General features: G+C 42.0%; 14 protein-coding genes. 13 read left to right on the top strand and 1 reads right to left on the bottom strand.

The features are described from left to right. Positions 1–48: 48 nt before the first annotated feature. The 10 genes from HMPREF9420_RS05380 (at position 49) to HMPREF9420_RS05335 (ending at position 17,516) form a co-directional block, all read left to right on the top strand. Entirely contained in the window at positions 49–3,069 is a 3,021-nt protein-coding gene (locus HMPREF9420_RS05380; RefSeq protein ID WP_007134472.1) for a PEP/pyruvate-binding domain-containing protein, read from the top strand. Between the two features lie 959 nt (positions 3,070–4,028). After that, entirely contained in the window at positions 4,029–4,925 is an 897-nt protein-coding gene (locus HMPREF9420_RS05375) for a sirohydrochlorin chelatase (protein ID WP_044079116.1), read from the top strand. A 12-nt stretch (positions 4,926–4,937) separates the two neighbouring features. Beyond that, entirely contained in the window at positions 4,938–7,988 is a 3,051-nt protein-coding gene (locus tag HMPREF9420_RS05370; RefSeq protein ID WP_007134470.1) for a SusC/RagA family TonB-linked outer membrane protein, read from the top strand. A gap of 9 nt (positions 7,989–7,997) precedes the next feature. Continuing rightward, complete coding sequence (locus HMPREF9420_RS05365; protein ID WP_007134469.1) at positions 7,998–9,383, top strand: RagB/SusD family nutrient uptake outer membrane protein; 1,386 nt, start codon at positions 7,998–8,000, stop codon at positions 9,381–9,383. A 16-nt stretch (positions 9,384–9,399) separates the two neighbouring features. Continuing rightward, on the top strand, positions 9,400–10,620 hold the full coding sequence (locus HMPREF9420_RS05360) for a DUF4929 family protein (RefSeq protein ID WP_248628078.1): 1,221 nt from the start codon (positions 9,400–9,402) through the stop codon (positions 10,618–10,620). Between the two features lie 14 nt (positions 10,621–10,634). Continuing rightward, entirely contained in the window at positions 10,635–13,487 is a 2,853-nt protein-coding gene (locus tag HMPREF9420_RS05355) for a M16 family metallopeptidase (RefSeq protein WP_007134467.1), read from the top strand. Next, entirely contained in the window at positions 13,487–14,374 is an 888-nt protein-coding gene (locus HMPREF9420_RS05350; RefSeq protein WP_007134466.1) for a ChaN family lipoprotein, read from the top strand. The genes HMPREF9420_RS05355 and HMPREF9420_RS05350 overlap by 1 nt, the downstream gene beginning before the upstream one ends. Positions 14,375–15,181: 807 nt before the next feature. After that, positions 15,182–15,673, top strand: coding sequence for a thioredoxin (gene trxA / locus HMPREF9420_RS05345; protein WP_007134465.1), 492 nt, complete (start codon positions 15,182–15,184; stop codon positions 15,671–15,673). A gap of 10 nt (positions 15,674–15,683) precedes the next feature. Beyond that, on the top strand, positions 15,684–16,040 hold the full coding sequence (locus HMPREF9420_RS05340; RefSeq protein WP_007134464.1) for a MarR family transcriptional regulator: 357 nt from the start codon (positions 15,684–15,686) through the stop codon (positions 16,038–16,040). A gap of 36 nt (positions 16,041–16,076) precedes the next feature. Continuing rightward, a complete protein-coding gene (locus HMPREF9420_RS05335; protein ID WP_007134463.1) occupies positions 16,077–17,516 on the top strand; it encodes a C69 family dipeptidase in 1,440 nt (479 codons plus the stop codon). A 123-nt stretch (positions 17,517–17,639) separates the two neighbouring features. Here the strand turns inward: HMPREF9420_RS05335 and hcp are convergent, their stop codons facing one another. Next, positions 17,640–19,292, bottom strand: a complete 1,653-nt coding sequence (gene hcp / locus HMPREF9420_RS05330; protein WP_007134462.1) for a hydroxylamine reductase — start codon at positions 19,290–19,292, stop codon at positions 17,640–17,642. 312 nt (positions 19,293–19,604) lie between these two features. Here hcp and HMPREF9420_RS05325 point away from each other — a divergent pair, with 312 nt between their 5' ends. The 3 genes from HMPREF9420_RS05325 (at position 19,605) to HMPREF9420_RS05315 (ending at position 23,372) form a co-directional block, all read left to right on the top strand. Beyond that, complete coding sequence (locus tag HMPREF9420_RS05325) at positions 19,605–20,345, top strand: peptidylprolyl isomerase (RefSeq protein WP_147625707.1); 741 nt, start codon at positions 19,605–19,607, stop codon at positions 20,343–20,345. A gap of 165 nt (positions 20,346–20,510) precedes the next feature. Next, positions 20,511–22,358, top strand: a complete 1,848-nt coding sequence (locus tag HMPREF9420_RS05320) for a 2-oxoacid:acceptor oxidoreductase subunit alpha (protein WP_007134459.1) — start codon at positions 20,511–20,513, stop codon at positions 22,356–22,358. A gap of 9 nt (positions 22,359–22,367) precedes the next feature. Then, positions 22,368–23,372 (top strand): 2-oxoacid:ferredoxin oxidoreductase subunit beta, encoded by a 1,005-nt coding sequence (locus HMPREF9420_RS05315; protein ID WP_044079112.1) that lies wholly within the window; start codon positions 22,368–22,370, stop codon positions 23,370–23,372. The last annotated feature ends 741 nt before the right edge of the window (positions 23,373–24,113 follow it).

Here is a 24,113-nt window from a genome sequence, read left to right as displayed (position 1 = left end):
TGAAAATAATGTGTTATTTTTGTGTCAAAGTAACGAAAACGTTGAACCATGGAAGAGAAACTACCGCACGAGTTCAGTCAGTTTTATCTGCAAGATGTGACCTTTGCTAACCTCATGATGCGCAGAATCTACAATGTTTTGATTGTAGCCAACCCCTATGATGCCTTTATGTTGGAAGACGATGGGCGCATAGAAGAGAAAGTTTACAATGAATATATGGAGTTGGGACTACGCTATCCGCCGATGTTCACACGCGTATCGACAACCGAAGAGGCCATGGTGACATTGCAAACTACAAATATCGACCTCGTTATTTGTATGCCGGGAACGGCTGATAACGATGCTTTTAGTGTGGCAAGGTCTATCAAACAAGCCTTTAAAAACATTCCATGTGTGGTGTTAACTCCCTTTTCTCACGGCATAACCAAACGTATGAAGAACGAGGATTTACGTATGTTTGACTATGTGTTTTGCTGGTTAGGAAACACCAATCTCATTCTTTCCATCATCAAATTGATTGAGGATAAGATGAACATTGCACACGATATACGAGAGAGTGGGGTGCAAATGATCTTATTGGTTGAGGATAGTATTCGGTTCTATTCTTCCATTCTGCCCAACCTTTATAGTTATATCCTCGCACAAAGTAAGCGCTTTTCCACTGAAGCATTAAACAAACATCAGGCTACTTTACGTATGCGTGGTAGGCCAAAAGTAGTCTTGGCACGCACTTATGAGGAGGCAATGACCATCTATAATCAGTTTTCTGACAACTGCCTTGGCGTCATTTGTGATGCTCGTTTCCCTATGAAGGAGACCTCAACTGACGAAAATGATAAGCTACCTTCGCCGCTTCGTGACACTGATGTGTATAAAGATCCAGAGGCAGGACTAAAACTTTTGCGTGCAATCCGAGCCAAAGATGAATATGTTCCATTGATAATGGAGAGTTCGGAAAGTGCAAACCGCGAGAAGGCTGAAGCCGAAGGATTTCGCTTTGTGGATAAAAACTCTAAGCAAATGTCCTTAGATTTGCGTAGAATTATGGAGGAACATATGGGTTTTGGCGACTTTATCTTCCGCAATCCAAAGACACATGAGGAGATTGTTCGCATCAAGTCGTTGAAAGATTTGCAAGATAACATCTTCCAAATCCCTAATGATTCCATGCTCTATCATATCTCTCGGAACCACATGAGCCGTTGGTTGAGCGCACGAGCAATATTCCCTGTGTCGCAGTTCTTACGTGGAATCACGTGGCATAAGCTACAAGATGTTGATGCACATCGACAGATAACCTTCGATGCAATCGTACAATATCGCCACATGAAGAACCTTGGTGTCGTCGCTGTTTTTGACAGAATGAAGTATGACCGCTATGCCCACTTCGCACGAATTGGCGAAGGTTCGCTCGGTGGTAAAGGCAGAGGACTGGCTTTTTTGGATAATATCATCAAGTTACATCCTGAGTTTAACGGCTTTGAAGGCGTCAAAGTGCAGATTCCAAAGACACTCGTGTTGTGCACAGATGTGTTTGATCAATTCATGGAGACCAACAATCTTTATCCTATTGCCCTAAGCGATGCAAGCGATGAGGATATCCTTCAGCACTTTCTTCAAGCGCAATTGCCCGACACAATGATAGCCGACTTCCTCACATTCTTTGATGCTGTGAAGGCTCCTATAGCCATACGGTCGTCAAGTTTGCTTGAAGACAGCCACTATCAACCCTTTGCTGGCATCTACAACACCTACATGATACCTTGCTTGGACAATCGAGATGCGATGTTGGAAATGCTTGCTTGTGCTATCAAGAGTGTTTATGCATCGGTTTATTTCCATGATTCCAAAGCCTATATGAAGGCAACCAGCAATGTCATTGACCAGGAAAAGATGGCTGTAATCCTACAAGAAGTAGTGGGAAAACAATATGATGACCACTTCTATCCAACGTTTAGTGGAGTACTTCGCTCGTTGAATTATTATCCCATTGGCGACGAATTGCCTGAAGAAGGCATTGCTTCGTTGGCCTTAGGCTTAGGAAAATATATCGTAGATGGCGGTCAAACGCTGCGTGTTTCGCCTTATCATCCTCACCAGGTGTTGCAAATGAGTGAATGGGATATTGCACTTCGCGACACACAAACACAGTTCTATGCACTTGATATGGCACCCATTGGGCGACAATTCAAGGTAGACGACGGCTTTAATATCCGAAAACTAAAGGTCAAGGAGGCTGAAAAAGATGGCTCGTTGCGTTATATCTGTTCTACTTTTGACCCTTATGACCAAGTGATTAACGACGGATTCTATGATGGAGGGCGTAAGATTATCTCCTTTGTAGGCGTACTTCAACATGATGTTTTCCCTCTTCCTGAGTTGTTACAGATGGCAATGAAGCACGGAAGTGAAGCCATGAAACGACCTGTAGAGATTGAGTTTGCATGCAATCTTAACGACGATGGATCGGGTGAACTCTATCTGTTGCAGATTCGACCAATAGCAGATGCTCGGCAGATGTTAGACAAAGATCTGTCTAAAGTGCCTGATGAGGCGTGCTTGTTACGTTCATATCAAGCACTCGGACACGGCATTTCTGATGATATAACTGACGTAGTTTACGTGAAGTATAACGATGAATTCTCGCCCATGAACAATTACTTTGTGGCCGATGATATAGAGAGATTAAACCGCAAATTCCTTGCCGAGGGCCGCCATTATGTACTCATCGGGCCCGGAAGATGGGGCAGTAGCGACCATTATCTCGGTGTTCCCGTGAAATGGCCAACTATCTCTGCGGCTCGAATTATTGTTGAAGTAGCCCTTAAAAACTATCATGTCGACCCTTCACAAGGCACACATTTCTTTCAAAACCTCACCTCTTTTGGTGTTGGATACTTTACGATTGGCGATACTTCGGCATGTGGTGGCTTTGTCAGAAAAGACCTTTTAGACGCGATGCCAGCTGTAGAAGAGACACAATATGTAAGGCATGTGCGCTTCGATAAAGCCTTTCGGATTATGATTGACGGCCAAAAACAAGAGGGATTGGTTGACATAAATCAATAAATTGCACGTGGAGTTAAATCATGAAGTGAATTGTTTGGAACTATGGTTATTAACCTCTATCTTTGCAATGTGTTTTTCATGGTATTAGATTTAAGGTTAACAAAGGTTGGAGTACAGCGGTACTCCTTTTTTTATGCCTTATTTTTTAAATCGTTAAAAGACACAAATCAAAACTTTAATAAATTGTAAAAGTAACACTATATGAATCAGATTGTTTGGAAAAACCATGCAATCTGTCTAACTTTGTGGCGTGTTTTTCATAGTATTAGATTTAAGGTTAACAAGGTCGGAGTACGGCGGTACTCCTTTTTTTATGTTTGTTAGCGAGCAAAACCATGTCTGTTTTTGCGTTAATTCAATAGCATTTTTGAGTTAAAAAGATAGCCATAGTAAGGCATAGAGGCTTTGTTGGAAAGCAAAACAAAATGCAATAATAACAGGTTTTGCCTGATTCTTTTTGATGGAAAACCATAGTTGATAAACCAATATGCGTAATATTGTAGCGTAAAATGTGTCATTTCATCGAACAATTTGCGTCATTTTACACGCTAAAGTGACGCGTTTCGCACAATCATTTGATTCAGTTTATTTCGACTTTTAATAGTAATAATCTCAATATCATCATTTAACCCTCAAACAAAGTCCTCCATTATCAAGACGAATAATCCTCTCCCTCTTTGGAGAAGGGACAGGGGATGAGGCTTGTTTTGTACTATTTCATGTGACGATTTGACACAAGTTTAACTCCCTTTTTTATGACTTTTGGTAGCTAACAGAATGCCTAAATATGGGCTTTTCATGCAAAATAAGGGGAAAATGGACTTTAAAACCAGTCTGTATCACTACAATTAGGTATTGTCATACTAACTAAAATGTTATAATTTTGCACCTGATTAAGAGTGTTTTCAAGTATTCAGATAAAACCATTAGATTAAAATTAATAATACATAAGAATGAAAATGAAAAAGAAAATGATGTTATTGTTAGCGTTGTTGCTAACCATTTTTCCAACACTTCAAGCAAAAACAGCATTAATGATCGTAGCCCACGGCTCGCCAATGGAGTCATGGCGCAAACCCGTTTTAGACTTAGAGCCACTTGTTAAGCAGCAGGTTGCAGCAGGAAAACTAAAGGGAATCGATATCGTTAAGGTTGCTTTGATGGAGTATACTGAGCCATCTGTTGCCTCAATGGTAAAGGCATGTGAGGCTGAAGGCGCTGATACGATATTCGCATTACCTATCTTTATTGCTCCATCGGGACACACAGAAGAAGATCTTCCCAATATTCTTGGCCACAAATATAATCCTTATGTGCGTGAGGAATTGGCCGAAGAGAATACTGAAATGGTTCATACAAAGACACCAATCATCCTTGGTCCAACCTTCTATTATAGCTATGTATTGGAGAATAGCATGCTCGATCGCATCAAAACCCTATCAAAGGATGACGCAAACGAGGCTGTAATATACCTCGCTCACGGTGATGATGAGCGCATAGGCTTTTGGAAAGAGATGCTCAATAATGTCGATAAGTTTACCAAAGAGCATACAAAGATAACGTATGTTGACCATGCGCTTATCGAAATGGGCCATGATTTCGGCAAGGAATTAATGCCTTTGCTGACTAAAGCGGCTCAAAAGAAGAAACGAATCATTGTTCAAGGCGTCTATCTTACATCTGATGTGAAGCGTATGGCGGACCGACATAAGATGCAAGATGTGCAGAAAGACTTGGTAAAGAAGACTGGTGTGGAGATTGTTTACAGCCCTGATGGCATCCTTCCAGCCTCTACTTCTCGCGTTGTTGACTGGATTGTAGCCCAAACAAAGCAATGGGTTGAAAGTAAACGATAAACCAAACTTCACATGAAAAACCTGACTTTATTGAGTCTTTTCATGCTTCTGGGCCTCTTTTTTGCTCCGCAAGAGAGTATGGCTCAGGAGAGAAAACTCTATGGTTACGTAACCGATGCCAGCGATGAACCTTTGGTTGGTGTTACTGTTCGAGTGATGGGAACGTCTGTAACGACGGTAACTGATGTGAAAGGTCGCTATCAATTGAATGGTCATTGGCCTGTAGGTACGTCGATATCTTTTACCTATATCGGTTACACTCGCCAGCAATTGAAAGATAACGGGCGTGAGCGCATGGATGTAAAGATGGTGGAAGCGTCTAATGGAATCGGTGAAATTGTTGTAAAAGCAAAGAGTAACATTAACGCCATTGATTTGCGTTCGAAAGCCGGAATCGTTGAAAACGTGGATATAAAACGGCTTACAGAGAAGCCAATGATAGACATGGGACTGGCTCTTCAGGGGCTGATTCCGGGCTTAAATGTTATTAACACGGGTGACTTGGGTAGTGCTCCAAAGATTAGAATACGTGGAAACTCGTCGTTTCGGAATGGGAACACGAGCAACGAACCATTGTATGTGTTAGACGGAAAGATAATCTCTGCCGAGACATTCTATAACTTAAATCCACAAGATATAGCCAGTATTAAGGTGTTGAAAGACGCTGCTGCCTGTGCCTTATATGGCATAAAGGCGGCTAACGGCGTATTGGAGATTAGTTCACAACATGGTTATCAGGGCAAGATGACGCTCAATTATAGTATGGATTTGGGCTTAACCTTGCGTGGACGACGCGGTATTCGACTCATGGATACAGACGAAAAGCTTGAGTTGGAGCGTCTGTTGCAGAATCCGGCAGCACCAGGTTATCGTTTCAGTCGTGATTATATAGAGCGTAATTACGCTTCAGATCCAAACAAAGATCAGTTGATTGCTGAGGGCGAACAACGCCTTTCAGCACTGAGAAACATTCATACGGATTGGTTTAAAGAACTGATTCATAACAATTTCTATCAGAAACATAACCTTAGTATCAAAGGAGGTAATGGCTCAACAACCTATTATCTCTCAGGAAACTATACGTATCAAGGAGGTCGTATCGAAGGAAACAACAAGCAACGCTTCAATGTTCGTATGGGAATAGACCAGCAATTGGGGAAGATTGGCTATCTGATGATAGGTGTTTCTGGTGGTTATTCTAAGAGTAAGTCACCCAATGGAACGACTAACGATCCTTCTTCGATGGTGTATAATCTTAATCCTTATGAGCAAAAGACAGGCGAACTCTTTTCTTATCCCAATCGAACTTATTACGATTTAATGCATCAATACGAGAGCGATGCTACTGATAAGAATGGTGGAGTGGATGTGAATCTCACGCTGTCTCCTTGGAAAGACCTCACGCTGGCTTATGTTGCAGGTCTTGATTTCTTGCAAAACGATGACCATCGCTTTACTCCTGCTTCTGCCTTTTCAGAGCAAAACAGTGGTATTGCAAGTATAGCGAGGGGTATTTATGCTCGTAGCAAGGGGACAACGACTAATCTTTCAAGCAACTTCCGAGCCACTTATAATCATATTTTTGCCGATGTTCATGATGTGACCTTAGGCGCAAACCTCGATTATTACCTTTATAACTACGATGCAGTAGGTATTACTGGTTATGGCGTTGGTAACGTAGATGCTCCTTCTGCCATAAATAACTCATTGCAAGGATTTAGACAACCCGCCGTAAGAAACCCTCGAGATAAGAATGCTCAGCTTGGAATTGGTATGGTTGCAGGCTATACTTATAACATGATTTATGACGCTTATTTCACTTATAAGGCTGATGCCTCGTCAATATTACCCTCAGATAAGCGTTGGAATTCAGCCTGGGCAGCAGGTATAGGATGGACTCCAACGAACTATTCTTGGTTAAAAGGCAATAAGATTCTATCGAAATTGAACTTTAAAGCGTCTTATGGTGTGACGGCAAATCTTAATGGTGTGACGGTATCCAGTACTGTTGGGACGTTCATGTTCGGCGAACAAGCTTATGAAAACAGTCGAGTCTTGTCGTTGTTATCCTTATATAACAAAGACTTAAAGGCCGAACAAAACAAATCAACGGACTTAGGCGTGTCGATAGAACTATTGAAACGTATCACCTTTGACGTGAATTGGTATAACCGTCGCACGGATCAGGCACTCTTAGATGTGCCTATTGCGACAAGTTCGGGATTCTCTTCATTGAAACGTAACATTGGAGTCTTGCAGAATCGGGGTATAGAACTCGGGCTCAATGCAAGGATTTTAGATGGTTATGACTGTCGTTTGGCAGTGGGAGGAAACATTGCTTATAATAATAATAAGGTAGTAAGTTTATACTGGACTGATAAACTTTACTTGGACGAACAAACCCTTATACCGAACTACGAGGTAGGAAAGTCTTATGATATGCTATATGGTTTGCATTCATTGGGTATCAATCCATTGACCGGTTACCCTGTGTTCTTAACACCGAATGGCGTTGAAAAGCAGGGAACAGAAAAGCTTATACGCAATGATTTCATTGCTCTTGGCCATTTAACTCCGCCATATTCGGGTAGTTTCTATGCCAATTTCTCTTATAAACAGTTTGATTTTGACATATCATTCTATTATGTTTTAGGAGGCAAACAGCGTTTTAACTATCAATATGTACGTGATAAAGATAAGGCAAACTATAACGCTGTGGCCGGTCAAACGTCTAAGATGTGGTTTAAACGAGGGGATGAATACAAGGAGTTTTCAACTCCGTTCTACACACAAAGCATCGCAGAAGAGAACCTTTTGCTTTATCCTAACTCACGAACTATAGGGAATAGCGACTACTTAAAGCTCTCAAGTTTCTCTATGCGCTATCGAATCCCGTCCAACTTGCTTCATAAGGTGGCGCCGTTTGTACAATATGCCAACGTAGGTTTACAGGGATCAAACCTCTTTACATGGACAAACTATAAGGAATCTGACCCAGAAAGCGGAACCTTAGCAGGTACAATGCAACCTGTTTTCACTTTCCATCTCAACTTAACATTCTGATATTAGTGTATGAAACGATATATATTTTCAGTTAAAAGCATTGTAATGGGGTTACTTTCTGTAGCCCTTGCCTCATGCAATCTTAACATTCCACCGCTTGATCAGTTCTCCGATCCCGACGCAATCAATAAAGTTTCGAATGCAAGATCATTGTTGTCATCGGCTTATATGGCTTATCCTCACCCGGAATATGAGTTCTCTTTGCTTGGAAACGACTTCGTTCCGACTTCTCTTTCCATTAAAGATGTCTCGTCTTTGAACTTATATAACTGGAGTGATCGCGAGATTAGCAAGCTTGCTCCAAGCCTTTGGCAGGGTTATTATAATGTAATTGCTCAATGTGATGCCTTGCTTGAGCGCATGGATAATGTGAAAACAAGTAGTACTGAGGAGCAAAACGAGAAACAAACGATAACTGCTGAGGCTAAAACATTAAAGGCTTTGTGTTATTTTCAGTTGTTGAAAGTGTTTGCACCGGCTTATGATTTGAATCCTGATGCGCCTGGAGTTATCTTGAAAACTCACCTTGGTATAGAGGATAAACAACGCTCTTCAATTCGTGATTGCGTTTCAACCATTCGTGGTTTGCTTAGTGATGCCGTGCAAATGGATGGCACATCAAGAAACAATGGCTGGCTTTCAAAGACGGCAGTTCTGTATCTTCAGGCAGATGTTGCCCTTTATTCAGGAGACTATGAGACAGCAATTACATCAGGAAATGCCGTGATAGCAAAGGCTAATGATGCCTATTTTACAAGCGAAGGAATCAGTAATCTTTGGGCAAAGGATAGTTATGCAGGTCGTATTTTCGCATTTAACACCAACTCAACTTACTATTCTAATATTCAGTTTAGTATGCAAGAAGGTGATTATTTCTGTGTAAATCCGAAGTTAAATGTCGGTACATCAGATCTCCGTTACACTTCTTTTACCTATCCCTTTGTAATGAATGGAACGGTCAGAACCTTGCTTGGAAAGTATAATCGATGCAATAAGCTTAATCAAACAACTGCATATATCAATACAATGCGATACGCAGGAGCTTATTATATCGTAGCCGAAGCCTACTGCCGAAAGGGAGAAACCGAAGCTGCTCGAGTGCTTATCAATCATTATTGGCATTGCATTGGTGTTTCAGAAGCACCTGCTGGCATCACGAATCAAGCGCTCTTAGAACTTATTCTCACAGATAAGCAACGCGAATTTGTAGGTGAAGGGGTTAACTTCTTTGACTTAAAGCGCACTCATCTGGCATCGCTTCCACGTTATTCTCAATGGGGAACGGGTGCAAGTAGCTCGATATCATCCACTGATTATCGATGGAATTTCCCTATTCCAGTGTCAGAATATCGGTTTAACAGCGTTGAACAAAATGCTGGTTGGCCATCTAATTAAACTCAACGACAAACGAATGAAACAATTATTAAATAGTTTTCTCATAGCTGTCACCTTCTTCTTAGTTGGTTGTCAGGCTCAAGATGCACCGCAAGAAGCCATGACTAATGGCATCGAACTTACCATTCCGGGTAATGCAATCTTGTCAGAAGACGACACAACTACAGTGTTTGTACACGCTATGATCGCTTTTGAACCCTCAAAAAAGGAGTCGGTTAAGCTTGCTTTTACAGGCAATGACGACCATGTTTTGAAAGTAGACAGTGATGAAATAGTATTTGAACCTGGGCAAAAAGAAGTGGTTTTCCGTGTTAAATCCAATGGAAAACATTCTCTTTCTGTTGGTAAAACCATCGGGCTTCAGGTTGCATCGTCTTCCAATCCGCTAATAAAGGGCTTTGGAAATGGCGTTCAAATCAAGGTAAACCCTGATGCAGACATTCCTGTTCTGACGGATACGCAGTTGCAATTGATTGCAGATGTAAAGACAAAATATGGCATAGATCTTACTCGTTTGATAGGAAAGGTGCCTGTAGAGACTACAATTACATTTAATAGTAGCGACAAAGAGACGTTCTTCCAAGGCCAATCGCAACGCGTTTACAAAGCCTATAGCATCATAACGCTTGGAGATGATGCCACTGTTGACCACCCAACACTCAAGATGGTGACGAATCCGATGGGACTAACAACATTCCTTTATGATGTGTTGAAACGCAAAACAGTAAACGATAACGAGTTCTTTATGCAGACTCCTTATGGAAAAGCTGCTGTGAAGGCTATCAACTATGACGAAGCTAAGGAGAGTTTCTCGGCTTCTTTGAATGGTATCGGTATCAATCCGACTAATGATAACGTTACGTTTACAGGTCAAATAGAGAATATTTATGGTGATATGGTCACCGGAATTCCATTCACTTATGACTATTCGGCTTGGAATCGGCTGCTGAAAGAAAAGGAAAAGGGAACTATTGTGAATATAGAAGAAGAGGGAAAGATAGTGGGTTATACCATTGATGATGACTTCTTGTCTATGGGAGGCTCCTTAAATCCAAGCCGATTCTTAGGAGTTAGCGATATCAGTCGTGATGTATTTGGAAACGATCCAAGTGATTGGGTTGCGTCTTCTGCAAAACTTGATTTCGCGAAGGGTACGCTTTCGTTCACGTTCCCATGGGACTTTGCTGATGGAAATGGCTATGAACAGGTGCATGTTGTCTATACTTTACATCGCTAAACTAAAGGAATAGCATGCAGAAAAAACTGATTAGACATACTCTTTTCTGGATAATTGTACTCGGACTCCTATTTGTTGGGAGAGCTTTTGCTATACCTTGTTTGCGCGTTAATCCCTATATCACTCTGCCCAATGGCACTGTTGAGGGGCACTTGGATAACGGACTGCGTTATATTATCTTGCCCAACGAATTGCCAAGACATAATATTGAGGTGAGAATGGTTATGAATGCGGGCTCTCTGCAAGAGGAAAACGACCAGCGAGGTGGGGCACATTTCCTTGAGCATAGTGCCTTTATTGGAAGTAAACACTTTCCAAAGCGGGCATTGATTGACTATTTTGAGCGCCAAGGTATGAAGTTTGGACGAGACATTAACGCCTTTACGGGCTTTGATCGCACTATCTATTGGCTCTCTTTGCCTTATCATTCGCAGGACAAAGCAGTGTTGGACACCACCTTCTTGGCCCTTCGTGATTGGCTGTGTGACCTCACTTTTGATGATGAACGCGTGAAAAAGGAACGCGGAGTCATAGTAGAAGAGCTTAGAAGTTACCAGCAAAATGACGACTTCTACAAGCTGAAAATGGGCCAAAATCGCTATGCTGACCGCATACCTTTAGGCACAGAACAAGACATTAACAGTATTGATAGTAACCGCTTAAAGGCTTTCTATCAGCGCTGGTACACGCCTTCTCACGCTACAGTGCTTGTCGTGGGACAGGTGAAGGTGGCAGAAGTGGTTGAAAAACTACGTAAAACGTTAGGTACAATCCCTGCAAAGGTAGATCAAAAGCCTTTCAAACCGCTGCCGATGACCTATACTAAGGGAGCTGCTTGGATGCAGTTGGCCGACAGCATGCAGCGTGAAAGCAAGCTGGAACTCATCATTCCACATGCTACAATCGTTGAAAGGGTGTTGCCAGAAGTGGTTAAAAAGCAACAGATGCGTATGTTGGTGCAATGTCTTTCAGAGCGTCTTGCAGCCGATAGTGTAAGGTGTAATGTGTCAAACGATTGGTATTTGGCAGACAAAGACCATTTTGTTTTCTCGTTACGCGGTGCATCTTCAAGTCAGTTGGCACAGCAGTTGGCAGCTACTTCCTATGAATGTCGCCGACTATTACAGCGTGGCGTGGGGAAAGATGAACTGCAACAGCTGATTGATATGCGTCTTGCACATCTACAACCCGATACAACACAGCAGCTTTCTTCTGATTTATGTGATGATTTTGTCGATTATATCATGGCAGGAGATCGTCCACTTTGGCATCCAAAAGATGTGGAGTGGGTGCGCAATCAGGTGAAAATGACAACGAGTGCACAGCTGCAAGAGTGCCTGGAAAGCATTCTTTCAGCCATGAAACGCAGTCGGTTGTATGCCTATACTTACGCTGCTGATGATACAAAAACTGGTCTTCTTGACGCCAAACAGGCTGATAGTGCATGGAAAAAAGGTTGGAAACGTTCCATAGAACCTTATGCTTTTCAGCTGGAAAAAGAGGTAAAAGAAGACACCATTAGTCTGCCTTTGTGTTTGAAGCAAACACCAAAGATGACAAATGAGAGCATTAAATACAGCAAGAAATGGCCGGAACTTGGTGTTGAAGAAATACAGCTGACAAATGGAGTTAAGTTGATTGTGCGTCCAACCTTAGAGGAAGACTCCACTCTTTACCTTGCTGTTGTAGGACGAGGGGGCACGGCAGACCTCACTACTCAACAGCAATTGAAACTCCATGACGCTGTAAGTTATGTTGATATGGGTGGACTTTCCAAGGTGCCGAGCGACACTTTGCTGACTATTATGACACAACAGCAGTTGTCGATGACCGTGGGTGAGGATGCATATTGGCATCAGTTGTTGGCTTCTTCGCCTGAAAAGCATGCGACGGCACTATTGAATCTTGTTTACGAAAAGATGTGTTTCCCTGGTGTTAACCATGAAGATTTCGCCGAAACAATAGCTTCTGAGCAGGAGAATTTAGGCAAAGAGACGCTCTTAGACAAGCTCTTGGCACACGATTCTGACCGATTAATGACGAACACTATTGACTCGTTAGTGGGGAATGGAACAGCCAATAGTGAGCGATTGCTTACAAAAGCCACGCTGAAAGCACTGAATATAGACAGCTTAACCCATTATTATAAGCAGTTGTTTGGTAATCCAACAGGACTCACTGTCATTCTAACGGGTAACTTCAATGTAGGGCATGTGGTGCCAAAAGCTGTTGCAACGTTTGCTCAACTCCAAGCACCAGCAACGCCATTGCCTTTGAATAATGCACCATTTACACCAATTAAGCAGCCTTATTCCAAAGGTTTTGAGGGCGGAAATGACCATCAAACGGTTGTCAACTATATCTTTTCGGGTAACTATGTGCCGTCACTTCGCGCCACATTGGGCATGAAACTGATTCGCGATGTGTTGCAAGACCGCGTATTGAAAGTGCTCCGCGAGAGTGAAAACATTGTTTATTCGCCCTATGTAGACCTATCATATAACGGCATTCCACAGCAGAAATATCACTTCGTTATTAATCTTTCTCTGAAAGATGAGAATCGAAAGAGGGCTGAAATGCTGTTGCAAGAGATTATCAAAGACCTCAAAGAGCGACCTGTAAGCACTGGAGAACTCAACAAACTAAAGCGTTCTTTCTTAGTCACGAAAGACAAAGTGCTGAATGATAAGTCACCCGCTGAATGGAAAACAGCTTTGATTTCGTTGGTGAAAAATGGTGAGTCATTGCAAGATTTCAATGACTATACGGAATGTTTACATGGCATTACGCCAGAAATGATACAGCAAATGGTGAATGAAATGTTTGATTGGAATCACCGAATCGTTGTATATAAATCACAAAAATAATGAGAATATTAAAGAATTTACGTTTAGTTTGCTGTGCAGTTATGCTGTGCATGGCAACTTATATGTGGGCTGAGAAGCAGCCTGAAGCCTATCGTTTGTATGACAATAAAGGCAAAGCAATCACTTATGACCAGCTGGTGAACGCGCTTTCTAAGGTAGATGTGGTCTTTGTTGGTGAGATTCATAACTGTGTTATCACGCATTGGTTGGAGTTAAAGCTATTGGAAAGTTTGTACAAGGCTAACGAAAAGCATTTAAAAATGGGTTTAGAGATGTTTGAAAGTGACAATCAACTCATCCTAAATGAATATCTTTCAGGTCAGATTTCAGGCGAACGCTTCGAAGATGAGGCTCGACTTTGGCCCAATTACAGTACAGATTATGCCCCACTGATTAGCTTTGCACGCGAACATCACATGCCCGTGATAGCCACAAATGTGCCACGTCGCTATGCCACTGCCGTGAAAGAGCATGGCCTTGCCTATTTGGATTCACTTTCAACAGAGGCAAAGTCTTACATGGCTCCATTGCCGATTCAGTTCAAAACAAATGAAAACGTGGAACAGGGATTTGCACTTATGGGTATAATGGGTAAGAATAAGAATGCCAATCCACGACAGATTGCTGAGGCACAAGCAATTAAAGATGCTACAATGGCTTGGCGAATTGCACAGAATCTGCCAGGAAAGTTTATTCATTTCAATGGAAACTTTCACACCGATAGCCGCGATGGAATTATCCCTTACTTATTACAATATAAGCCAAAGGTAACTTATGCTGTTGTGAGGGCTGTCAGACAAGAAGATATTTCGCATTTGGAAGACGACTATAAGGGTATCGCTGACTATTATATTTGTGTGCCAGAAGATATGACAATGTCATACTAAGCAAGCCGATTTGTTGCTTGCGGCATCACAATATGTTTTAGAAGGGATCGAAAAACGTGTTAGGTGCAGGCGTGGTTTCGCTTGAAATTATCGTCTGTTCACCACACGTTGCGAAAGCACTAAATAGAAAGTAAAGTGCTGTTCTTATATTTGCAGCGTGTTTTTCCCATGTTTTTCTATCTCTTTTTTTATCTTTTTATTTTTCAATCTCAGTCGTTGTAATCCCATAAAGTGATTTGTTTATGGCGTGATACGCTTGATTGTATGATAGAGATTGATGCAACTAACAATATCATTTGATGGGTTCACCTCGCTAATATGGCGCTTTTTATGCTACAATCTGCTTCATTTTATGCGATGATTAGTATCATTTCATGTGGTAAAGTGACGCATTTTGCAAGCTGTTTCCACACAGAATAGCGAACAAAAGCAAATCTTTTGTATAACCTTTTGATAGCCAATGTTTTATGTGTAAAGCAGAAACAGCTTTTAATAGAACTATTTTGGGATAATGGGGCGATGTTTGCCATTTAATAAACGATGCCGTAAAGGATTATTATTTCATTTCATTCGCTGGCTCTTTCTTGCTATTCCATAGGATAACGGCTGTATAGCGAGGTTAAAATGACGAAGGAAATATGGCACGATAACCATGATTTTAAACTGTAAGGAACGTGAAAACAAGTAATCGTTAAATAGTATTTATTTTCCAATGGAAATTTGTTTGTTTGGAAAATAAACACTACCTTTGTATCACATTCATTGAGAATAGGACATAAATGATATATTCAACGATAACAAAAGCGTATGAAGAAAACGATATTTTTAATGGCTTTAACAGCTTTGGTGGGGCTAAGTGCTTGTTCTTCTCAAACGAACAGTAAGGCCACTACAGAGACAAAGCAAAACAATAACAAACAAGTAAAGGAGAAAAAAATGAAAGTAACAGAATTAACTACAGCCGCATTCAAGAAAGAAGTGATGGATTTTGATAAGCATCCTAACGAGTGGTTATTCGAAGGAAAGCGTCCCGCTGTGATTGATTTCTACGCTACTTGGTGTGGTCCTTGCAAGGCAACGGCGCCCATAGTAGAGGCACTTGCCGAGGTATATGCAGGCAAAGTAGACTTCTATAAGGTTGATGTTGATGCACAAGAAGAACTTGCTTCGTTCTTCGGAATACGTAGTATTCCAACCTTACTCTTTATTCCTCAGGAGGGAAAACCAAGCATGCAAGTAGGTGCAATGAATCGACAGCAGTTGGAAGATGCTATCAAGAAAACATTGCTTAAACAATAATCACACGACAATGAATAGGGAATGTATTTGTAAGATCAGAGACATTTACCGAAATATCACTGCTTTTGAGGCTACGCTTCAAAAGCAGTTGCATTTGAATATGAATGAAGCTGTGCTGCTATGTATCGTAGCTGAGCACGAGAATATTAGCTCGGGAGAACTTGCCGACGAGCTAAATCTCACACCTTCTAATGCATCTAAGGTCATTGCCTCAATGGAAAGTCTGCATCTTATCCGTCGGAAAACCTGCAAAGAAGATAAGCGTTGCATGCGATTCAATATCACTGATGAAGGGAAACAGCTGTTGCAACACCTCAATTGCGAGCAATTTCAACTGCCGGAACAGTTAATGTGTCTGACAAAATAAATAAAAACATAACATAGAAAAGATGAAAAAAATAATATGAAGAGAGCTTCTACACTGCCTTCTGAGTGTACAACCATCATCGTTGGTGACCAAATGAGCAATGACAGCTCGCATTTTCTTTGCCGATCAAGTGATTTTGATGCCATGATGGCTATCAATTATGAGTTTCATGAAGATACAACCGATGGCCCATCTGAGTTTGTTGCCAAGGATAGTGAATTTAGATGTCCGCTTCCTAAGACGGCTTTGGGCTACACAGCACTGCCAGATTATCAGTTCCCTGGTGAGTGGGGAAGTGCTGGTTTCAATAGCGTTGGCGTGGGAATGAGTTCAACTGAGACCATATTTAGCAGCAATAAAGCGCTTGAATTCGACCCCTATGTGAAGAATGGACTGGCAGAAAACTGCACGTATAACATCGTATTGCCTTATGTTCGCACGGCACGTGAGGGTGTAGAACGACTGGGAAAACTCATTGAAGAGTATGGTTCGGCCGAAGGTTTCGGTATCGGTTTCATCGATGATAAAGAGACTTGGTACCTTGAAAACGCGTGTGGTCATCACTGGTTAGCATGCAAAATGCCACGTGATAAGTATTTTGTTACGGGCAATCAAAGCCGACTTCGCGACTATGATCCTAATGATAAAGAGAACTATTTGGCTTCAGAAGGGTTGATTTCTTTTGCAGAAAAGAACGGACTTTACAACCCAAAGCAAGGTAAATTCGATTTCCATGAGGCCTATTCTCATGATTGTAAGGATGCCGATCGTGATGATTTTACTTATAACTACCCACGTGTTTGGGGCATACAAAAGCTGCTTTCGCCCTCAATTAAAAACGATGTAGCCCGCAATACCTTCCCCGTCTTCGCTAAAGCAGACAAGGAAATAAGTCTTCAAACGTTGCGAAATGCGTTTAGATTCCATTATGATGGTACTGCACATGACCCTTATTTGCACAACAATGGCAAGGAACCTTATCGCCCAGTTTCTATCTTCCGAACGACTCAAACGCATATAATCCAAGTGCGACCTAACCTCCCTCAGGCGATAGGTCATATCACTTATGTCGCTCTTGGTATGGCAGATCTCGGCGTATTCTTACCGCTTTATCAAGGTGTTAAGCATGTACCTGAAGCCTATACTCGTGGTCGTAACACTGCAGATCATGAGTCGGCATACTGGAAATTCCGTAAGGTGATGACGTTGGGCATGGTGAATTACAATGCGTATGCACCGATAATCAAAGACCGTTACGCACAGTTGGAAATTGAAAATGACCGATTGCAGCATGACTTTGAAACACAATATCTCGTTATTTACAAAGATAATCCACAACGAGCAAATACAATGTTGCAGCAATTTTCTGACCATTTGTTGCATCGTGCACTTGATGTTGCCGACCAATTACTCAATGATTTGTTCACTCAAATGACGTTAGACACGCAGAAAGAGTACTTGTTTCATGGTGCATAAAGAGGCATAAAAGAACGGAAAGTGAAAGAGAAAAAAACATAAATGATTCTGTTTTACTACAAAAAGAAACCGCATCGGGCAGCTAACTCGATGCGGTTTTTCTTATATAATGTGTGACAAAACTTAGCCAATCATGCGCTTCATGTCTTCATCTACGGTCGTTATACCACCTAAACCGAAGTTCTCAATAAGTACTTTTAATACTCCTTCTGAAACGAAAGCAGGCAGAGTTGGGCCTATGTGGATATTCTTTACGCCCAAAGACAAGAGTGCAAGCAACACGATTACAGCCTTCTGCTCATACCATGCGATGTTAAACACGATAGGAAGGTCGTTGATATCGTTCGCTCCGAATATCTCTTTAAGCTTCAAAGCGACTACAGCCCATGAGTAAGAGTCGTTACATTGTCCTGCATCTAATACGCGAGGGATGCCATTTATGTCGCCAAGAGAGAGCTTGTTATACTTGAATTTCGCGCAACCGCTTGTCAAAATAACGACGTCTTTCGGTAACTTCATGGCGAATTCTTCATAATAATTGCGGCTCTTCATACGCCCATCGCAGCCACTCATGACTACAAACTTGCGGATAGCTCCACTCTTTACTGCCTCAACTACTTTGTCGGCAAGTGCAAAAACCTGTGCATGTGCAAAGCCACCAATAATCTCTCCGTGTTCAATCTCAGTTGGAGCTTGGCACGTTTTGGCCATAGCGATAACCTCAGAAAAGTCTTTGTGTCCGTCAGGTCCAGCCTCTACATGTTTCCATCCAGGGTATCCTGCAGCGTTAGTAGTAAATACTCGATCCTTGTAAGAAGCCTTTGGAGAGGGAGGAACAATGCAGTTCGTAGTGAAAACAATTGGTCCATTGAAGGTATCGAACTCCTCTTTTTGCTTCCACCAGGCATTACCATAGTTACCAACCAAGTGCTTATACTTCTTCAACTGTGGGTAGTAGTGAGCTGGAAGCATTTCACCGTGGGTATAAACATCAATACCTGTGCCCTCGGTTTGCTTCAAAAGGTCTTCTATATCCTTAAGATCGTGGCCGCTAATCAAGATACCTGGGTTCTTGCCTACACCGATATTGACCTTTGTAAGCTCTGGGTTTCCGTAGACTTTTGTATTGGCTTTGTCAAGCAATGCCATGACATCAACTCCGAATTTGCCTGTTGCAAGCACACAATTGAGCAGTGTTTCCATGCTCGAATCAGGGTCAGTAACCGTATAAAGCGCTTCACTCATGAAGTCGATGATAGCAGAACTATGCTCGCCAAGATGTGAAGCATGCTCATAATAGGCTGCCATTCCCTTTAAACCCAATATCGTAAGTTCTTTCAAAGAACGCACATCAGCGTTCTCTATGCGTAGAATGCCTTCACGTTTTCCTTCAGATTCATAATCATTTTCATCGCCTCCCCACGTTACTTCAGGCCAGTTAGGGAGAGAAACTCCGTCTTCTTTGGCCTTATCTATTAGCTGTTTCTTCAATACAATGCCATCCGTTACCTTACGAAGGATTGCATCATCGTCGAAGTTTGCATTCGTAATGGTCGTGAAAAGCGCATCCGTGATAAAACCTTCTACAGCAGGTAAACTCTCTTTTCCAGCCTTTTTGAGGCAATGATCGACTGTTCCTATACCGCGAACTACGCTTAACAGCAGATCCTGCCACATGCTTGTATCGGCCGTTTTGCCGCAAACACCTTGAATAGTACACCCAGTTCCTTTTGCTGTTTCCTGGCATTGGAAACAAAACATCTTGTTTTCTGTCATAATGTTTGTATTTATTTATATCCTAAATTCTGGCGCAAAGGTATATCAACTGATTGTAATGGCTTGGTAACAATTGTTACTTTGAACACATTAATGATTGTTAAAACAATGAGAGATGCCTCATTTTATCATGCAAAAAATAGCAATACATCTCACCGATAAACGAGAAAAAGGTATAACTTTGCATTCAAACATGAGGCTATTTCTGTCGGTTCATAACATGAAATATCAGTCGCCAGCACACCATATATAAATAAGGTGGAGACCAGAGACTTCAAGTCATAACAAAATGTGCAACATAACAAGCAATACATCATTATGAATATTAAAATCAAAACAAGCGAAGGAGATATCATTGTGCGTCTTTTTGATGAGACACCCAAGCATCGTGATAACTTCATTAAGCTCGTAAAAGAAGGTTTTTACAATGGAACGCTCTTCCATCGCGTTATCAAAGACTTTATGATTCAAGGCGGAGACCCCGATAGTAAGGGTGCATCCATGGATAAAAACTTAGGTAGTGGTGGTCCCGATTATACCATTCCAGCAGAGTTCTACATGCAAAAATGCTTCCATAAACGTGGTGCTTTATGTGCAGCTCGACTCGGAGATGACGTCAATCCAACACAAGAGAGCAGCGGAAGTCAGTTTTATATCGTCTGGGGTAAATGCTATTCATCTAATGAACTCAAACAAATAGAGCGCCAATTGAACATGCAACAAGAGCAGAAAGTGTTTCAATCGTTGCTCAAATCTCATAGAGATGAGACCATGGAACTACGCAGAAACCGAGATCATGAGCGTCTACTTGAACTGCATGAACAACTCATTAATGAAGCAAAAAGTTATTGTAAACAACACCCTTTGACGTTTTCTGCCCAACAAATCAAAACATATTCCACAATAGGGGGTACTCCTTTTCTCGACAATCAATATACCGTTTTCGGAGAAGTTGTTGAGGGTTTAGACGTTGTTGAACGCATCCAACAAGCTAAAACCAATCGAAACGATCGACCAATCAACGACATTAGCATGGCAATGGAAATCATATAACTTGACGATTAAAGGCATATAATCCTACACTTAGCATCCTATAAGATGCAATACTCCTATAAAAAGCAAGATGAACGCAAAGAAAATATTTTCCATTTTCTTGTGTTTTTTCTTGCTTTTTTAATTTAATTACCATATATTTGATGCGACATTATCTATTAACCCATGAAAGGACTCGAAATAAAAGAACTCAAACAAGTAGTCATCCGCTTTTCAGGTGACTCGGGAGATGGCATGCAACTTGCCGGAAACATATTCTCCTTAGTGTCAGCAACGGCTGGAAACAGTATCTCAACTCTTCAAGATTATCCCGCAGATATACGCGCTCCACAAGGCTCTTTGACTGGAGTTAGTGGGTATCAAGTAAGGATTGGAGACGATGAAGTACTTACTCCTGGCGACCAATGTGACGTATTAGTGGCTATGAATGCGGCTGCTTTGAAGACGCAAATCCAGTATGCTTCGCCCTCAGCTACTATCATTTTGAACATCGATTCGTTTAGAGAAGACGACCTTCGTAAAGCCGAATTCCAAACGAATAACTATCTAAAGGAACTCGGTATCAACCCAGATCACGTCGTAGCTTGCCCCATAACGTCGATGGTAAAGGCTTGTTTGAAGGGCGAAAATGTTGATCCCAAGACGGTGTTGAAATGCAGAAATATGTTTGCTTTGGGCATCGTTTGCTGGTTATTCAATCGAAGTCGCACGAAAGTTGTAGAGTATATTGCGCATAAATTCAAAGATAAGCCACAGATTGCAGAGTGTAACATCCGTGTACTTCATGCTGGATACGACTACGGACACAATACACATGCGTCGGTTCCTGCCACATATCGCATTGAATCTATCCACAAAAAGCCCGGCCGATACATGGATATCACGGGCAATAAAGCCATGGCTTATGGGCTGATTGCAGCCGCAGAGAAAGCTAAAATGCAACTCTTTCTTGGCAGTTATCCCATTACTCCCGCCACAGATATCCTCATTGAACTATCCAAACACAAGTCACTTGGTATTGTAACTATGCAATGTGAGGATGAGTTAGCAGCCTGCTCGACGGCTATCGGAGCTTCTTTTGCAGGCTCACTAAGCGTTACTTCCACCTCAGGTCCAGGCATTTGTCTCAAATCAGAGGCTATGAACTTGGCGGTAATGGACGAACTTCCGCTCGTTGTTATTGATGTTACACGCGGTGGACCGTCTACAGGCTTGCCGACAAAGACCGAACAAAGCGACCTGCTTCAAGTGTTGTTTGGTCGTAACGGGGATAGTCCTATGCCCGTGATTGCCCCAATTTCGCCCACCGATTGCTTTCAATCAGCTTATAATGCCTGTCAGATGGCTGTCGAACACATGACACCTGTCGTCGTGTTAAGTGATGCTTACATCGCAAATGGTTCGGGAGCATGGCGTCTTCCGAATGTAAACGACTTGCCAGAGATACATCCCCACCTTGTCAAACCAGACACTTCAGAAGCCTATACCCCTTATTTGCGCGACCCTGAAACGCTTGTTCGCTATTGGGCTACACCTGGAATGGAAGGCTATGAGCATGTTATTGGCGGATTGGAAAAGGATAGTGACACCGGAGTTATATCGAATAAAGCCGAAAACCACCACCTCATGACGAAGTTAAGAGCCGAGAAAGTGGCGCGCATTCCTGTGCCTGATCTCAAGGTTTTGGGTGATAAAGACGATGCAGACCTATTGATTGTGGGCTTCGGGGGTACGTTTGGACATCTCTATACGGCTATGGAGGAACTGCGAAAGAAAGGAAAGAAGGTCGCACTTGCTCACTTCCGATACATCAATCCGCTACCCAAGAACACCTCAACTGTACTTAAAGCCTATCCAAAAGTGGTTGTTGCAGAACAAAATGCAGGTCAGTTTGCAGGCTACTTACGCATGAAAATCGACAACTTCTGCCCAAGACAATACAATGAAGTGAAAGGACAACCTTTCATGGTCGACACACTTTCCAAAGCTTTTCAACAGATTATAGACGAATAAATGAATTCCATGGAATACAAAATAAATGATTTTAAGAAAGGAAAGCCACGTTGGTGTCCTGGTTGTGGAGACCATTTCTTCTTGGCTTCAATGCATAAAGCAATGGTCGAATTGGGCATACCACCCCATGAAACCGCTGTTATTTCGGGCATAGGTTGTAGTGGTCGTCTCTCTTACTATGTCAATACATACGCTATGCAGACAATACATGGGCGGGCAGCTGCCATAGCTACGGGCGTGAAAGTAGCCAATCCGCAACTCACAGTGTGGCAAATCTCGGGCGATGGTGACGGACTTGCCATCGGCGGTAACCACTTTATACACGCACTAAGACGTAATATTGACATCAATATCATCTTACTTAACAACCGAATCTATGGCTTAACAAAGGGTCAGTACTCTCCAACCTCACCGCGAGGCTTTGTTTCTAAGTCGAGCCCCTACGGCACTGTAGAAGACCCTTTCCGTCCAGCTGAACTGTCTTTTGGTGCTCGTGGTCGCTTCTTTGCACGCACAGTAGCCAACGATGGCACACACACTGTCGAAATGCTCAAGGCAACTCAGCGCCATAAAGGGGCCTCGGTGTGCGAAGTTTTGCAGAATTGTATGATCTTTAACAACGGCGCTTACGCCCCCATCTATACGCGTGAAGGTCGTAGTGAGCATGCCATCTATTTGGAACATGGCAAACCTATGCGCTTCGGTAAAGACAAAGAGTTTGGTCTTATGCAAGAAGGCTTTGGATTGAAAGTAGTGAAAATCGGTGAAAATGGTGTCAAAGAAGAAGATATTCTCATTCATGATGCCCATTGTGAAGACAATACTTTGCAGCTGAAACTTGCCATGATGGACAATGAACACGGCTTTCCCGTAGCCTTGGGTGTTATCCGTGATGTCGAAGCGCCTACCTATGAGTCGTGCATTTACAGCCAGATTGGCGAGGTAAAAGGCCGAAAGAAATATCATAATTTCACGGAGTTGCTCGAAACAAACGACACGTGGACCATTGAATAACGAATGATGTTGCGTGATAAATTCGCGCAACATCACACACAATTCAGCTGCCCAGCACGCTCCGTTATCCTAAAAAGACACTTTCGCATGACATGCCTTTCATTGCTATGTCAATGTTTTCGGCACACAAAAGCCGTGAGACATGCCGGGCAACTGATATGATTTTTATCGTGACAACACAGCTTTGCCATTATCAATGAAAGCAAAGTGGCTTATCATCCTTAAGAATCCAACTTCTTAAGGCATAGTATTTGTGGCGCAACCCCTTTGCTTTCAGAAGATGTTTTTTCTGGGGAAAGATGCATAAATAAGGTGTTTGCAAATGATTTTAATAAGGAAAAGTCTAACTTTTTGCATCCTAAATGCTCAAGATGAATCACACTTCTTTTTATGCTTTGAATGTAACGAATTATCATTACAAATGCTTTCTGAAAACGAGCTTATTTGAAATGAAGTTCAAACTGACGGCAAAAATGCGCTGTTTTTTGTCAGTTTGAAAATCATTGACTATCAAAACCTTACGTGCTTAGCACCGAAATATGTTGTGAAATATCATAAAAATATCGGCTTAATGGTCAAATGTACTCCTGAAAGGGGGCAAAAATGCTCTCTTTTTCATTTAATGGTCAAATGTACTCCTATAATAGTTGAACTCCCTAGTGTTTATCGGGGTTGTAAGCCCCTAATATGTTTCCAATAAGCAGTTCTCGCTTCTCTTTCGAAAGTCCACGATGAAGACGT

Source organism: Segatella salivae DSM 15606 (genome assembly GCF_000185845.1).
Lineage (GTDB): Bacteria > Bacteroidota > Bacteroidia > Bacteroidales > Bacteroidaceae > Prevotella > Prevotella salivae.
This window is presented reverse-complemented; position numbering and strand designations above follow the sequence as displayed.

Excerpts from the sequence above, each read along its gene's own strand:
- HMPREF9420_RS05380 (WP_007134472.1), top strand. The coding sequence starts at position 49 with ATGGAAGAGAAACTACCGCACGAGTTCAGTCAGTTTTATCTGCAAGAT.
- HMPREF9420_RS05375 (WP_044079116.1), top strand. The coding sequence starts at position 4,029 with ATGAAAAAGAAAATGATGTTATTGTTAGCGTTGTTGCTAACCATTTTT.
- HMPREF9420_RS05370 (WP_007134470.1), top strand. The coding sequence starts at position 4,938 with ATGAAAAACCTGACTTTATTGAGTCTTTTCATGCTTCTGGGCCTCTTT.
- HMPREF9420_RS05365 (WP_007134469.1), top strand. The coding sequence starts at position 7,998 with ATGAAACGATATATATTTTCAGTTAAAAGCATTGTAATGGGGTTACTT.
- HMPREF9420_RS05360 (WP_248628078.1), top strand. The coding sequence starts at position 9,400 with ATGAAACAATTATTAAATAGTTTTCTCATAGCTGTCACCTTCTTCTTA.
- HMPREF9420_RS05355 (WP_007134467.1), top strand. The coding sequence starts at position 10,635 with ATGCAGAAAAAACTGATTAGACATACTCTTTTCTGGATAATTGTACTC.
- HMPREF9420_RS05350 (WP_007134466.1), top strand. The coding sequence starts at position 13,487 with ATGAGAATATTAAAGAATTTACGTTTAGTTTGCTGTGCAGTTATGCTG.
- trxA (WP_007134465.1), top strand. The coding sequence starts at position 15,182 with ATGAAGAAAACGATATTTTTAATGGCTTTAACAGCTTTGGTGGGGCTA.
- HMPREF9420_RS05340 (WP_007134464.1), top strand. The coding sequence starts at position 15,684 with ATGAATAGGGAATGTATTTGTAAGATCAGAGACATTTACCGAAATATC.
- HMPREF9420_RS05335 (WP_007134463.1), top strand. The coding sequence starts at position 16,077 with ATGAAGAGAGCTTCTACACTGCCTTCTGAGTGTACAACCATCATCGTT.
- hcp (WP_007134462.1), bottom strand. The coding sequence starts at position 19,292 with ATGACAGAAAACAAGATGTTTTGTTTCCAATGCCAGGAAACAGCAAAA.
- HMPREF9420_RS05320 (WP_007134459.1), top strand. The coding sequence starts at position 20,511 with ATGAAAGGACTCGAAATAAAAGAACTCAAACAAGTAGTCATCCGCTTT.
- HMPREF9420_RS05315 (WP_044079112.1), top strand. The coding sequence starts at position 22,368 with ATGGAATACAAAATAAATGATTTTAAGAAAGGAAAGCCACGTTGGTGT.